This window comes from Cellulomonas humilata (assembly GCF_013359775.1).
In the GTDB taxonomy this organism is placed as follows: domain Bacteria; phylum Actinomycetota; class Actinomycetes; order Actinomycetales; family Cellulomonadaceae; genus Cellulomonas; species Cellulomonas humilata.
Genome location: NZ_JABMCI010000068.1, coordinates 164,572 through 178,075, shown reverse-complemented (window position 1 = coordinate 178,075; position 13,504 = coordinate 164,572). Strand labels below are relative to the sequence as shown.

Genomic DNA, 13,504 nt, shown 5'->3' with positions numbered 1-13,504 from the left:
AGTCTGGAGCCGATGCTCACGATCAGCCAGCTGGCCTCCTATGCCGGGGTGACGGTGCGAACGGTCCGGCACTATCACCAGATCGGCCTGCTCGCCGAGCCCGAACGCGACCACGTGGGCTACCGCAACTACGACGCGGCCGCCGTCGTGCGGCTGATCCGGATCCGCGTGCTGGCGGATGCCGGGGTGCCCCTCGCTCGCGTGCAGGAGCTCCTCGACGCCGGCCCTGGCGAGTTCGCCCGAGCAGTCGAGGAGATCGACAGGGCCCTGAGCGCCGACATCCGTCGTCTCCAGCGCAACCGGAAGCGGATCGCCCAGCTCGCCGCCGGCGATCACCTGGCTCTTCCGCAGATCGTCGTGGACTACCTGGACCGGCTGCGCGGGCTCGGCGTCGGCGAGGCCTACATCGAGCTCGAGCGGGACGCCTGGATCATGCTCGCCCCGCAGATCCCGCTCGATATCGAGTCCGTGATCGCCGAGAAGAACCGGCAGCTCGACGAGAACCCGGACATGACCCGGCTCTATCTCCTCCTCAGCTCCGTGTCGGAGTGGTCGGCCGACGATCCGCGAGTCGTCGAGCTCGCCGACGTCGTCGAGAGCCTCCGTATCCGCGCGCTTCAGAGCGGTGAGCTGGAGGTCGGCGACGCCGACGCGTCGGACCCCTTCGCGGCCCTGCTGGACGCGGCGATGGCCGAGTCGACGCCGGTCGCCCGACGGCTGCTGGCGATCCTCGAGCAACGCGGGTGGCGTGGCTGGACGCAGCTCGAACGAGCCCCCGAAGGGCGGATCCCCCGCGATCGCTGAACCCCGACCCCTCGCCCGGGAGGCGATGGCGCCGAGGTCGTGGGGCTCGTACGCTCCGGATCGTGGATGCCGCCACCGCCACCGCACTGGTCCAGATCGCCGAGGACGCCCGCACACGCGCCCGGCTGCAGGATCCGGCCGCGAACCAGCCGGTGGAAGACCGCTACCCCGACATGCTCGAGGCGCTCGACTGGCACCTCGCCGCAGGGCAGCCGGAGGCGGCGTACCGCCTGGCGTCGGCGCTCGTGCCGTTCTGGATCTCGACCTCGCGGATCGACGACGGTGACGCGTGGTTCGCGCGGGCGCTGGGGACGGGTGCCGGCGACGAGCCAGCGCAGGCGAGGGCGCTCTACGACCACGGCTACCTCGTCTTCTGGGCGGGTCGGTACGAGCTGGCGAACCAGCAGTTCACGAGATCCCTCGCCGCGGCGGAGGCGGTCGGCGACCGCTCGCTCCAGGCCCTCGTCCTCGCCGGGTCGGCGCGCGTGGCATTGAACACCGACGTGGACGACGCAGTGCGCCTGCTGCGCCGGGCGTTGGTGGTCACCGAAGGACTCCCCGACAGCGACCCCGGGCGGTCCAGCAGCCTGCACGTGCTGGGCGTGGCGTTGCAGATGTCGGGTGACCTCGAGGCCGCGCGAGAGGTGATGTCGGCCCGCCTGTCGACGGGTCGGTCCTCGGGTGACGAGTTCATCGTCTGGTCGGAGTCGGCCAACCTCAGCATGGTCGAGCGCCGGCTCGGCAACCTGCAGCGCGCCGAGGAGCTCGCGCTCCAGGCGCTCCGGATCAGCGCCGGACGCGGCGACGAGATGTCGATCGCCTGGACCCTCAACAGCCTCGCCGCGGTCACCGCCGCCGCGGGCGACCACGAGCGCGCCGCCACCCTGCTCGGGACGGCGGCGGCGATGCTCGGCCGTGCCGGGGGCGAGTGGCCCCCCGACGAGCGCGAGCAGCACGACGAGTCGCTGGCCACGGTGGCAGCCGCACTCCCCCGGGGCGTGCTCGACGAGGCGCTCGCTCGCGGGGCCGGACTCTCGGTCACCGACGGCGTCGCGTACGCGCTTCGCGGCTGACCGGCGGGGCAGGGTGGTCGACCACTCTTGACGTTCCGGAGAGCCAAGAGCAGGCTCGATTGCCTGAACTGGCTGGTCGGTGGGGGGCGCCATGGTGGGTCGTGCGGACCCCGTGGATGCCGACGTTCCGGTGGGCGCCGCTGTGCGGGGCGCCGCCTCGGCGTGGGCCTCGGGCGAGCACGGCCGGTCGCTCCGACGCGACGCCGAGCAAGGTCCCGGCGACCGTCCGCGGACCGTCAGATCCAGAGGCGACCCGTGCACGGTGCGACTCTGGTCAGACGCACATCGCCGCACGGGTGTCGTGCCGTGACGACGTCACTGGTGCTCGTCGACGACGTCACGCTCACCCGCGAGGCCCTGGCCGACACGTTGCGCCGGGAGTGCTGGGGGATCGACATCGGCACCGCGCCGGGCGCCGCGGCTGTCCTGGACCGCACCCCGCCACCCGGCCTCGTGCTCGTCAGCCTGGCCGCTCGCGACGGGATCCAGGTGATCCGCGCGCTGCGCGCCGCACTCCCCCAGGCCAAGGTGATCGCCATCGCCGTCTCGTCCAGCCCGGAGGAGGCCGTCACCTGCGCACGCAGCGGCGTCTCCGGCATCGTGCTGCGCAGCAGCACCCTGAGCGACCTGGCGGACACGGTGGCAGCGGTGGTCCGCGGGGAGACCGTGTGTCCACCGGTCATCGCCGGTCTGCTCGTGCGGCACCTGGCCGACGAGGCGACGAGAGCACACGCCGACCCGGACGACGGCCGGCTCACCTCACGGGAGCGCGAGGTGCTCGTCCTGATCGAGCAGGGCCTGACCAACAAGGAGATCGCCCGCTCGTTGGGGATCGAGCTCCGGACGGTGAAGAACCACGTGCACAACGTGCTCGAGAAGCTGCGGGTGCGGCACCGCGGTGAGGCGGCGGCCCGGCTCCGGGCCACCCGGGTCCCGGACCTGCACTCCCTGCTGACCACCTCGGCGGCCGGCCTGTATCCCGGGTACTAGTACCGGGACCCGCGCTGTCGCCGGCGCTGGGGACCGGTCCTGCGGTGTGGACCGAATTCGGGCCCGTCCTGGGCCTGCCCACGACCGGGCATTCTCCCTAGCGTCGTCCGCATGCGCTCGATCCGGATCGCACTCGCCGAGATGCACCACTCACTTCGCCGGCTGGTCGAGGCGGGCATCGCGGACGAGCCCGATCTCGTCCTGGTCGGGAGCTCCAGCAGCGAGATCGCCCTGATGCTGAGCGCCCGGGACGCCGACGTCGTGGTCGCGAGCATGCGCGGCGCCGAGCCCCCGGCCATCGCCGAGCGCCTGCTGGACGAGTATCCCGACCTGGGCGTGGTCTGCATCGACGTCGTCGGCGGGCAGGGCCTCGTCTACCGGCTGCAGCCGCGGGCCACCCGGCTGGCGGCGATCTCGCCGGAGGCGATCGCGGCGGCGATCAGGATGGCCGCCACCGAGGCCGACCACTGGAAGTCCGATGACCTTCACCGCTGACCGACCGCCGGAGGACGTGCTGGCCGACGCCCTCGACGCGCGCTACGCCTACGCCAGCCCGTACGACCTCGCGGACGCGTGGGACGGCATGCTCGAGTCGGTCACCCCGGCAGAGGCCCTCAGCCTCTCGCGCGCGGCGCGGACGATCGGCCGAGGCGCCTCGACGTTGGCCCGTGACCCGGCTCTGGCCACCGTCCTGTCGACCGCTGCTCCCGTCGTCGGGACCGCCGTCGGTGGTCCGATCGGTGGGGCGCTCGGCGCGAAGCTCGGGTCGGTGGCGGCCGCCCGGCTGGCCCCGGCGGCCGCCCCTGTGAGCCCGGGCCCGACGAGCACGGTCGCCGGGACGACCGGTCTGTCGGCCGGGTCCACGGCCGCAGCCCAGCTCCTGGTCCTGCTCGGCCAGCCGGACGTCCAGCGGGCCCTGCTCCGGCTCGCCCTCGGGGAGCACGGCAAGCGGACTCCGGTGAACGGCGTCGCCGTGCCCGAGCTGACCCGCGCGCTGAGCACGATCGCCGCACAGGCGGCGCAGGACGCGGACGACCTGTGTCCGGCGGACGAGCACGACCCGGCGGACGACGCCGAGGACGCGCCGGACCCCGACACGGTCTACCGCACCGTCATCGACGCGCTAGACGCCGAGCTGGCCGAGGCGGTCCGCTGATGCTGGGCGGCAGCAGCGAGCTCGAGCAGGTCGAGACCCTGGTGATGCAGGTGCTCCCCGACCCCCGCGGCTTCGCCGACCGGGTGCTGAGCCAGCTGCTGGACCGGCTCGCCTCCGACGGCTCCACGCCACCGCTCGCGATGCAGTTCCCGATGTCCATGAGCACGCCGGAGTCCCCGCAGCCGACGACGGGCCAGCCTGACTCCGCCCAGCCCGGTGGGCCGTTCGCCGACCGGGACGCGGAGCTGGCGGCCGCGCTCGGCGCCTGCCTCTGCTGGGGCGAGGACCCCGAGTGCCGCACCTGCGAGGGCGACGGGTTCCCCGGCTGGGCCGACCCGGACGAGGAGCTCTACCGCGAGTACGTGCTGCCCGTGCTCCGCCGCCGCAAGGCGTCGGCACAGGCGGCAGCAGCAGCCGTTCCGTCGCACCAGGCGGATCCGGAACGCGAGGAAGGGGCCGGAACATGAGCCAGACCTGGATCGAGGATCTCGACGCCGAGTTCGACGACAGCGACTTCGACGACTCCGAGTTCGACGACTCCGAGTTCGACGACAGCGAGTTCGACGACTCCGAGTTCGACGACGGCGAGGCGGTCCGCCGGCGGCGGTCGCGGCAACGGCGTCGAGCAGTCGCGCGCCGTCGAGCGTCCGGCACCGCCGTGGCCCGTCGACCGCGCACGGCGGCAGCCGCCATCCGAGCCGTCGACGCGGACCAGAAGGCCATCGAGAACGAGCTGCGGAGCGAGATCAACCAGCTCAAGCGCGACGGCCAGTGGTCGAACTGGGTGACGGTGGGCACCGCCGTGACCGGCGCCGGACTGGCCATCTGGAAGCCGAGCAACCCCTGGGTGGAGGCCCTCTTCCGCGCCGCTCCGCTCGCCCTGCTGAAGGCACCGCGAGGCGCCAAGGGCGGAGCCGCGGTGCTCACCCGGCCGCAGGTCGTCGGCCCCGCGCTGATCGGCGTCGCCACGTTCATCGGGACCAAGGTGAACCAGAAGCGGATCGAGGTTCCCACCACGCAGGTCAGGGTCGGCCAAGGAGGGTCGACGGCATTCGCTGCGCAGGTGGTCTCGGCCTCCGGCGCACCGACCGGCGAGATGGTCACGTACACCCCCGCCAACGCTGAGACCGCCACGTACAACCACGACAGGAGAGGGATCGAGGGCGTCAATCCCGGGTACACGTCGATCAGGGCCTCAGCGCCGGGCACCACGGCAGTCACGATCTCCGTCGAGGTCGTGGCAGCGCCGGCGAACGTGGTCGTTCCGGCCCCGCCCGCCGACGCAGCCGCCCCCGCAGTGCCCGCCGACGCTGTCGCCCCCGCAGCGCCCAAGAACAAGGACGCCTGAGGCACCGGCATGGAGCCGGCACTGCACGAGCTGCTCCGCTCGGCCGAGGCCGAGGCCGGGCCCGACCGGGAGATCGAAGCCCTGATCCGGCTTCGCCGACCGGACGCCCGCGTGCCGGGCGTGCGCCTGGTGGCCAGGTTCGGACCGATCGCGACGTGCCGGATCCATAGGTCGGACTTCCGGTCGGTCGAGCGGCACCCGGCCGTCCTCAGCCTGAAGGCGCCGCGGTCGTACCGGCCGGAGCTGCTTTCGGACGACGAGCTCGAGGGCGAGGACGAGCCGAGCACGGACTGGCCTCCCCGCCTTCCGCGCGTCCGACCCCCGTCGACCCGCCGGCCGCGGCCTCGACCGCTGACCGGGGCCGGCGTCGTGGTCGGGGTGGTGGACTGGGGACTGGACTTCGCGCACCCGGAGTTCCGCTCCGCCGACGGCCGCACCCGCCTGCTCGCACTGTGGGATCAGCGTGACCGCTCGGACCGCCGGGGCCGCTCCCCTGCTCCCTACGGGTACGGCCGGCTGCACTCGCGCACCGACATCGACGCCGCGCTGCGGACGCCGACGCCGTACGCGACGCTCGACTACCACCCCGCCTACTGCGGGGTGAATCCTCGGGGTGCGCACGGCACCCACGTGGCCGGTATCGCCGTCGGGCGGTCGATGCCCGGCTCCGCTGCCGGAGCGCAGCTCGTCTTCGTGCACCTCGCCGACCGCACCCCCGGCCGGGCGACGATGGGCGACTCCGTTCGATTGCTTGAGGCAATCGATTTCATCCGTCGCGCCGCGGGGCCAAGGCCCTGGGTGGTGAACCTGTCCATGGGCCGGCACGGCGGCCCGCACGACGGCAGCACCCTCGTGGAGCGGGCCTTCGACCAGCTGCTGTCGAGCACGCCGCGCTGCTGCATCGTGCAGACCGCGGGCAACTACTACCTGTCCGGGGCGCACGCGTCCGGACGGATCCGGGAGGGCGAGGTCCGAGCCCTCCGCTTCCGGATACCTCCGTCCGACCCGACGATCAACGAGGTGGAGGCTTGGTACGACGGAACCGACCGGCTGGACGTGCGGCTCACGCCGCCGGGCGGGCGACCCGGACCCTGGCTGCCACCTGGCAACCGCGCGACGGTCCGGGCAGGCGGGGCGGTGGTCGGCCGGATGTACCAACGGACCGACCCCGACAACCGGGACAGGCAGGTGGACGCCTTCCTGCGCGCGAACGCACCGTCCGGCACCTGGACCATGGAGCTGCGCGGGACCCGGGTGGTGGGGCCCGGGCGCTTCCACGCCTGGATCGAACGGGACGACAGCTGCCAGAGCAGCTTCCAGGCGCGGGACCGCGACCGGCAGGTCACCACGGGGACGATCACCAACGGCCGTCTGCCGATCTGCGTCGGCGCGTATGACGCCCGCCCGGGCTCCCGCGCGCTGTGGGCGAAGTCGAGCGCGGGACCGACCCGCGACGGCCGGGGGAAGCCAGACTGCTGCGCCCCCGGGCAGGACGTGCGCAGCGCCCGGTCTGCCCCGCGCGGAAGCGCCACCAGCCGGGGGCAGTACGTGACGATGAGCGGCACGAGCATGGCGGCGCCCGCCGTGACCGCCGCTGTGGCGCAGCTGTTGGAGGCACGGCCCGACCTGGACATCCGGCAGATCCGGCGGCTGGTGCTCGGGACCACCCGACCCGGCGCCCGCGACCCCGACGGCAGGGTCGGCCGGGGTTACCTCGACCTCGACCGGCTCCTCGCGGCCGCGCGCCGCCGGTCGACCGGTGGCGGCGACGCCGGGGACGCGCCCGATCAGGACCCCGCTTACCTCAAGGCGGCACGGACCGTGTGGAAGGGGCTGCCGGGAGTCGATCAGCGGGTCACGATCCGGCCACTGAGCGATGCGCCCTCCCGACACGTCGCGACCTCCACCTTCCAGGCCTGGACCAACTCCGCCACCGAGATCTTCGTCTCCGACCTCGGCACGGACCCGGAGGTCTGGAAGGTCGTGCTGTTCCACGAGGCGCTGCACGTCCACCAGTTCCTCGAGTGGGGCCGACCGGTCAGCTACGAGCAGATGATGATCTACGAGGCGGACGCGTACCGCGGCACGCACACCTGGGGCAGCGGGAAGGGCCGGATCGACGCCTTCTACCTCGCGCAGTTCGACAAGTCCGCCTCCGTGTTCTCCAGCGGTCTGGCCCGGATCCGGGCCAAGAAGCTCACCCCGGCCGCGCGCGAGGCGGAGTTCAAGAAGTTCATGCTCGACGGCGGCTTCCTGCCGAAGGGCGCGAAGATCGACAGGATCGCCGATCTCTACGAGGTCTGGCCGGCTCCCAGGAAGCCGGCCGGCGGCGGGAGGCGCGGCCGGACGGGGGACACCGAGGAGGCGGCCGAGTTCGCGGGTCGGGAGCACCGCGCGGTCGCCGACGCGGGCGCGGGTGCGATCGGCCCGACCTCCCTGGTCTTCGAGGGCTCACCGAAGGCGCTCGGTTTCGGCGAGGTCGTGGCACTGGCAGGCGACTACTTCGCCAGCTACGACCAGATGCGTGAGCTGGCGAGGTCCTCGAACGGCCGTGCCCAGCTCGCTCACGCCCGCTGGTCGGCCACCGCATCCGGCTCGGGCTCCACACGGCCACCGGAGCCGACCGGGGACGACGCGGCGATCAGGGCGGTCAACGACCGGGCCGCCCGACTGGCGGCCACCAACGTGTCGCACTTCTCCGCGGAGGGGGCGAACTGGCGGGAGTACTCCAGCTGGCACGCGAAGGCGCTCACCGACGCGGTCGGGGCGGGTGCGGACGACCGGGCCTGGCGGAAGGCCGTGGCGAAGGAGGCGTTCGGCCTGCACTTCCTCACCGACGCGTTCGCCGCCGGGCACGTGCGGACACCTCGCGGCGAGATCCAGGCCTGGTATGCCAAGCGCTACCCGGGCAGCCAGCCGATGATCGACTACCTGGCACGGTTCGTGTTCGAGCGGCTCGTGGCGCGCAACCGGATCCCGTCGATCGGCCTGAAGTTCCCCGGGAAGGCCCGCGAGAAGATCGCCGACGACATCAGGCAGCGCGCGGGAGCAGCCGCCGACACGTACAGCCTGGGCGACGTGGTCAGCCTCGCGCTGCACGACTTCGACGGCAACGGGCTGTACGTCGTCTCGGACAAGGACTCCCGGGGGCGCTCCGTCCCCGGTGGGCACCACTGGCGGGCAGTCGGTGACGGGCGCCTGCCGACAGGGAGGTCGTCGCAGGACGAGGCCTGGCGGATGGCGGTGGCCGGCGTGCGAGCGTCGGTGGGCGAGCTCCGGCAGGTACGCGCGGCCGGACAGCGCGCCGGGGCCGCCAGAGTTCCGGCGACGGGCCGCGCCGACATCATCCGCCGGGTGCTGGCGGCCGACGGCCGGTCGACCTTCGCCGCCCGCGCGTTCGTCCCTCGCGAGGACCCGGGACGCAACCCTGCCCTGCAGGCGACAGGAGGCACCCGGGCACCGCTCGACTGGCACTGGAAGAGTCTCGGACCCGTGGCGCGCGCCGCCCTGGACTCCACGATGCGACAGCGGATCCCGGCCGAGCTGGGCTCCCTCGTGGCGGCAACCCAGGACCCGGACCACCGCGTGGTGCTGGGAGAGTTCGTCCAGCACCTCAAGGACGAGGGCATCGCGGTGCTGGAGAAGATCTACCCCTGAGGTCGAGCGTCTTGTCGGGTGCTGCCGCGGCGACCTAGTGTCGAGAGCGGACTGACGGCGGGGGGCCGGCATGACATCCACGACCGGAGCTCGGCGTGCGCGCACGGTCGCGCCGCTCCTCGGGATCGCGATGCTCGTGCCGGCATGCGCGTCGACCTTCGATGCCGGACCTCGGGACGCGCGGCGGGTCGACGGCGCCCCGTTCGCGCGGCTCGTCCCCTGCGGCGACCAGCCGTTCATCGCGGTGTTCCGGGGCTTCACAGCCGACGGCGAGCTGGTGCAGGGGCCCGGGTCCTCTCCGTCGTCCGACATCTACGGGGTGCGGCCGGACGGCTCCGTGTCGCCGGTGACCACCGACCTCGGCTCGTACGAGTTCGGCATCGTCGCGGACGCCACCACCGTCTACGCGTCCCCGGCCGCCGCCGGGGAGTCGTCGGCGGCGCGCACGACACCGGCCGACAAGGTGGTGGCGATCGGCCTCGCCACCGGGCGACAGCAGGTCGTGCTGGAAGCGCCGGACGTCGGTGGCGTGGCACCCGACCCGGACGGGTCCCGGCTCGGGCTGACCGTCTTCACCGCCGGAGAACAGCCGGGCGCGGGCTCGTCGACGGCCGCCCTGGTGGACCTGCCCGCCGTGGCTGCCCCGCGCAGTCTCGCCCCCGAGACGGCGCGCAGCGCCGGGCCGGCCGTCGTCGCGACGCGTGAGCTCACGTGGAGCCCCGACGGGCGATGGCTGGCGTTCGTCGCGACGCTGCCGGACGCGTCCCAGGAGGTCCAGGTGGTGGACGCAACGACCGGCGGCAGCACCACCGTCCACCGGGCGGATGCCGCAACCGCCCTGCTCGCGCTGGACTGGTCGCCCGACGGCACGAGGCTGCTGGCCGTCGAGGGTCGCGCACCGACCGCCGCCGGCGCACCGCGGGACCAGGTCACTGAGATCGACGTCGCGACAGGGCGGTCGGCGACCGTGCTGCGGGGCGTCCGCGGTGACCTGGTGTACTCGGCCGCCGACGGCTCCCGGGTGACGATGCTCGACAACAGCACCGAGTCCTCCCCTGTTGCCCGCACGTGGTCGCGCACCGCGGGCGGACGCTTCGTGGCGACCTCCGTGGCCGAGGTCGGGGCCGACCTGGGCCTGGTGAGCGCGGACCGGCTGGAGATCCCCCGATGCGCCCTGCCATGAGAACCCGACGCCGCCACCGGAGCCTTGGGGCGTCGCTGCTGGTGCTGCTCGTGCTCCTCGTCGCGACCCTGGCGGCCCAGTCCGCCGCCCACGCCGCGACCCTGCGGACGAAGGTCTTCGAGTTCAACGCGTGCGACCAGTACGGGCGCGACCCCGAGTGCGACGCCACCGCGGCCCAGCGGGCGGACGTCATCGCCAGCAGCGTGCTGTTCGCCGGGAGCAACGTGGTCACGCTTCAGGAGGTGTGCCGGTACACCTTCGACCGGCTGCTCCAGCGGCTCGGCTCCGCCTGGCACGGCACGTTCTACCAGACCGTCGGGATCGGCGACGACCGCTGCGCGCCCGGCGCACGGAGCTGGGGCATCGCGCTGCTGGCCCGCGCCCCGGCGCCCACCAACGTCACCGCGACCCTGCTGCCCAATCCGCTCGCCGAGAACGAACGGCGGTACCTGCTGTGCGGGGACGTCGTCATCGGTGCCACGTTCCGCGTGTGCAGCTCGCACTTCTCCGTCCACGGCGCGGCGCACACAGCGCAGGCCAGCACCGTCGGAGGCCTGCTCGCGACGCACGCGGGGAGCGGCGGCGCCGCACTCCTCGGGGTGGACACCAATGTCGATGTGCGGAGCTGTGCCGCGGCCGTCGCGCTACGGCCGCTCTACTCGGGCGGGTTCGGCGGCACGTCGAGCACCACCTGCCAGACGGGGACCGGGGTCATGGTGGAGGCCGACCAGCGTCGCACCGGCGGCGACGGTTCCTACAACGCACCGACCTGCGGTCCCAGCAAGTGCGACTACGTCTTCTTCACCGCCTCACGGTGGGGCTCGGACTACCGGGGCGTGACGACGCCGCTGTGGCTGTCCGACCACGACGTGCTCCGCGGCGAGGGCACGCTGAACTGGTAGACCGAGCGGCACGGCCGCTCCGTGCCCGCGCTACTGCTGCTCGCGGTCCGCCCCGCGGCGGGTGGTACGGCCGGTGGTCCCGCCGTGCCACTCGAGGAGCAGGAGGGCCGCGTCGTCCTGGATCTCGTTGCCGACCGTCTCGAGGAAGATGCGCGAGATGCCCTGGGCCACGCTGCGGGTGTGCTGGTCGGCGGTGTCGCGCAGGGCACCGGGCAGGTCGAAGCTCGCGGCACTGCGCTCGAACATGCCGTCGGTCATCAGCAGCAGCCGGTCGCCGGGAGAGAGCTCGATCTCCTGCACCTGGTACTCGTGCTCGCGCAGCCCGAGCAGCGGGTTGTTGGCGGGCGCGACGGTGGTGACGTCCCCCTCGTGCAGCAGGAGGGCGCCGGGGTGCCCCGCGTTGATGATCCGGGCCACGGTCCGGTCGTCGGGGCGGTGCTCGCCACCGGACGATCGGAGGTCCATCTCCAGGAGGATCCCGGTGACCAGGTTGCGGACCCCGTCGTGCTCGAGAAGGGCAGCGTTGGCGGCGTCCGCCTGCTCGGCGATGCCGGCGCCCCGCCTCCGGGCGTTGCGCAGCGCGTTCACGGTGAGCGTCGCCACCATCGCGGCGCCGAGGTCGTGCCCGGCGGCGTCGGTGAGCGAGGCCGTGAGCCGGTCGGGGGACGCGACGTAGTCGAAGGTGTCGCCCGCCGCGCTGGCGGAGGGCTCGAGCCACCCGGCGATCGTGAAGGACCCTCCCTCGCACACGAACCCCGGGGGCAGCAGGCGTCGCTGGATCTCCCGGGCGAGCGTGAACTCCACCGACCGCATGGCGGTCTCGTACCGGTCGGTGTGGCGCTGGTTCGCGATGAGGACGTAGCCCAGGGCGTGCGCCACCGCTGCGAGCTGCCCGGCCGTCGTGTCCTGCGTGCGGTTCGCGTCGTCCGGGGCGTCGGCGTCGCGCGCCGGCAGCTGGACTGCGAGGACCCCCAGCGCGTCGCCCCGCACGGTCACGGGCGTGTACGACCACCCGTTCCCGTCGTGCACCGTGCGCTGCTCGCGCCAGGCGCGCCCCGGGTCCGTGCCGTCGAGGTCGAAGCGCCCATCGGTGTCCGCGAGGTCGACGAGCGTGCTTCCTGCCGCGTCGGCGATCAGGAACGTCGCGGACTGCACCCCGAGCGTCCGGCGCAGCACGTCCGAGGCGACGGACATCGCGTCGGCAGGCGAGACATCCTCCACTGCCGTGAGCAGGGCGGAGATGTCGACCCGAGGGGTCACCGTCATCGCGCAACCATGGCACGACCGGCGGGAGTCCGCGCCGCGAGGGAGCCGGGCGGACCGCTGCGTGGCGTCACCCCGCGAGTCGCTGGTCTCCCGCCGGGCCTGGCGCGACCCGCCCGGAAGGGCGTTCGTCCGACGCGTACCGCCAGAGGGCGATCGCGACCCAGACCAGCCAGGCGAACAGCAGCAGTCCGTAGAACGCGTAGGCCCAGCCGAGCACCGGCCGGAGCACCTCGGCGACGATCCCGAGAGCGCCCGTCGCCGTCCCGAGCCAGGCGACCCCGGCCCCGAACCTCCCCCGCAGCATCAGCAGCGAGATCAGCAGGATCCCGAGGGTCTGCAGCACCCCGATGGCGGCCGGCACGTCGTTCAGGGCGATCAGGAGCTCCGCGCCGCCGACGAAGGGCGCCCGCTCGACCGCGGTGCTCGCGTCGGCGAACTTGTCGCTGAGCACCACCATGGCCAACGACCCGTCGCCCGTGGTCGGCCACGCGAACGACACCGCCCACGACGTGACCGCGACCAGTCCGGCGATCGCCGCGAAGCTCCTGCTCTCGACCCGGAGGGCCACGGCCAGCGCGAGGAACACCACCATCAGGAACAGGCTGGGCATCAGCCAGAGCAGCTGCCGGACGATGTACTCGGTGCGGTGCGCGTCGACGAATGCCAGCACGCTCGCGCCGCCCGAGGTCGGGGGCGCGGTCGTCGTGGCGACGATGACCAGGGCCACTGCGTAGCAGACGACTGCCAGACCTGCGCAGACGGCCCCGGTTCGGTAGAGAGGGCCCCATGCGTCGCCGTCCCGCACTCCGGTGCGGACCGGGGCTCCGACGGCGACCTCGACTGTGTGCTGGACCATCGATCGACCCCTTCTCGCGTCGTCCGTTCTCGCGACCGCGCCGATGGGACGGCGCTCTCGCCGCATCTCCAGGTTGTGCTTCGCGCCGTGACGTCACCTAGAGGCGAAGGTCCCGCCTGCTCACAGCGACGGATCCGAGTCGCTCGGAGGGCGGCGTGACGGGACTGGAGGGAGATGCTGGACCCTCGGACCACCAGGTGGGGCGCGATCATGACGCGGGGCCTCCAGCGCAGCTGATCGCCCCGTCCCATCCCTTCCCCCAGAGGAGC

The 13,504-nt window shown here is 73.2% G+C and carries 12 protein-coding genes; 10 read left to right on the top strand and 2 right to left on the bottom strand.

Annotation, left to right across the window (positions count from 1 at the left end; genetic code table 11):
- Positions 1-12: 12 nt before the first annotated feature.
- The 10 genes from HP550_RS15825 (at position 13) to HP550_RS15780 (ending at position 11,113) form a co-directional block, all read left to right on the top strand.
- Positions 13-804: a MerR family transcriptional regulator gene (locus tag HP550_RS15825; protein WP_175348642.1), complete on the top strand. Its 792-nt coding sequence runs from the start codon at positions 13-15 to the stop codon at positions 802-804.
- Between the two features lie 62 nt (positions 805-866).
- A complete protein-coding gene (locus HP550_RS23100) occupies positions 867-1,877 on the top strand; it encodes a tetratricopeptide repeat protein (protein WP_175348641.1) in 1,011 nt (336 codons plus the stop codon).
- A 306-nt stretch (positions 1,878-2,183) separates the two neighbouring features.
- Positions 2,184-2,867, top strand: a complete 684-nt coding sequence (locus HP550_RS15815) for a LuxR C-terminal-related transcriptional regulator (RefSeq protein WP_175348640.1) — start codon at positions 2,184-2,186, stop codon at positions 2,865-2,867.
- Positions 2,868-2,978: 111 nt separating this feature from the next.
- Positions 2,979-3,362, top strand: coding sequence for a hypothetical protein (locus HP550_RS15810; RefSeq protein WP_175348639.1), 384 nt, complete (start codon positions 2,979-2,981; stop codon positions 3,360-3,362).
- Positions 3,346-4,023 (top strand): hypothetical protein, encoded by a 678-nt coding sequence (locus HP550_RS15805; protein ID WP_175348638.1) that lies wholly within the window; start codon positions 3,346-3,348, stop codon positions 4,021-4,023. The genes HP550_RS15810 and HP550_RS15805 overlap by 17 nt, the downstream gene beginning before the upstream one ends.
- Positions 4,023-4,490 (top strand): hypothetical protein, encoded by a 468-nt coding sequence (locus tag HP550_RS15800; protein WP_175348637.1) that lies wholly within the window; start codon positions 4,023-4,025, stop codon positions 4,488-4,490. Before HP550_RS15805 ends, HP550_RS15800 begins: the two co-directional genes overlap by 1 nt.
- Positions 4,487-5,371 carry a hypothetical protein gene (locus tag HP550_RS15795; protein ID WP_175348636.1) on the top strand — a complete coding sequence of 295 codons (885 nt, stop codon included), beginning with the start codon at positions 4,487-4,489 and terminating at the stop codon, positions 5,369-5,371. The genes HP550_RS15800 and HP550_RS15795 overlap by 4 nt, the downstream gene beginning before the upstream one ends.
- A 9-nt stretch (positions 5,372-5,380) precedes the next feature.
- The gene (locus tag HP550_RS15790) at positions 5,381-9,028 is read left to right on the top strand and encodes a S8 family serine peptidase (RefSeq protein WP_175348635.1); all 3,648 of its coding nucleotides are present in this window, start codon (positions 5,381-5,383) and stop codon (positions 9,026-9,028) included.
- A 70-nt stretch (positions 9,029-9,098) separates the two neighbouring features.
- Positions 9,099-10,211 (top strand): PD40 domain-containing protein, encoded by a 1,113-nt coding sequence (locus tag HP550_RS15785; protein WP_175348634.1) that lies wholly within the window; start codon positions 9,099-9,101, stop codon positions 10,209-10,211.
- Entirely contained in the window at positions 10,208-11,113 is a 906-nt protein-coding gene (locus tag HP550_RS15780; RefSeq protein WP_175348633.1) for an endonuclease/exonuclease/phosphatase family protein, read from the top strand. Before HP550_RS15785 ends, HP550_RS15780 begins: the two co-directional genes overlap by 4 nt.
- Positions 11,114-11,143: 30 nt before the next feature.
- On the opposite strand, the gene HP550_RS15775 is transcribed toward HP550_RS15780, so the two are convergent.
- Both HP550_RS15775 and HP550_RS15770 read right to left on the bottom strand, forming a co-directional pair.
- Positions 11,144-12,379 (bottom strand): PP2C family protein-serine/threonine phosphatase, encoded by a 1,236-nt coding sequence (locus HP550_RS15775; RefSeq protein ID WP_175348632.1) that lies wholly within the window; start codon positions 12,377-12,379, stop codon positions 11,144-11,146.
- A 67-nt stretch (positions 12,380-12,446) separates the two neighbouring features.
- Complete coding sequence (locus HP550_RS15770) at positions 12,447-13,235, bottom strand: hypothetical protein (RefSeq protein WP_175348631.1); 789 nt, start codon at positions 13,233-13,235, stop codon at positions 12,447-12,449.
- Positions 13,236-13,504 lie beyond the last annotated feature (269 nt).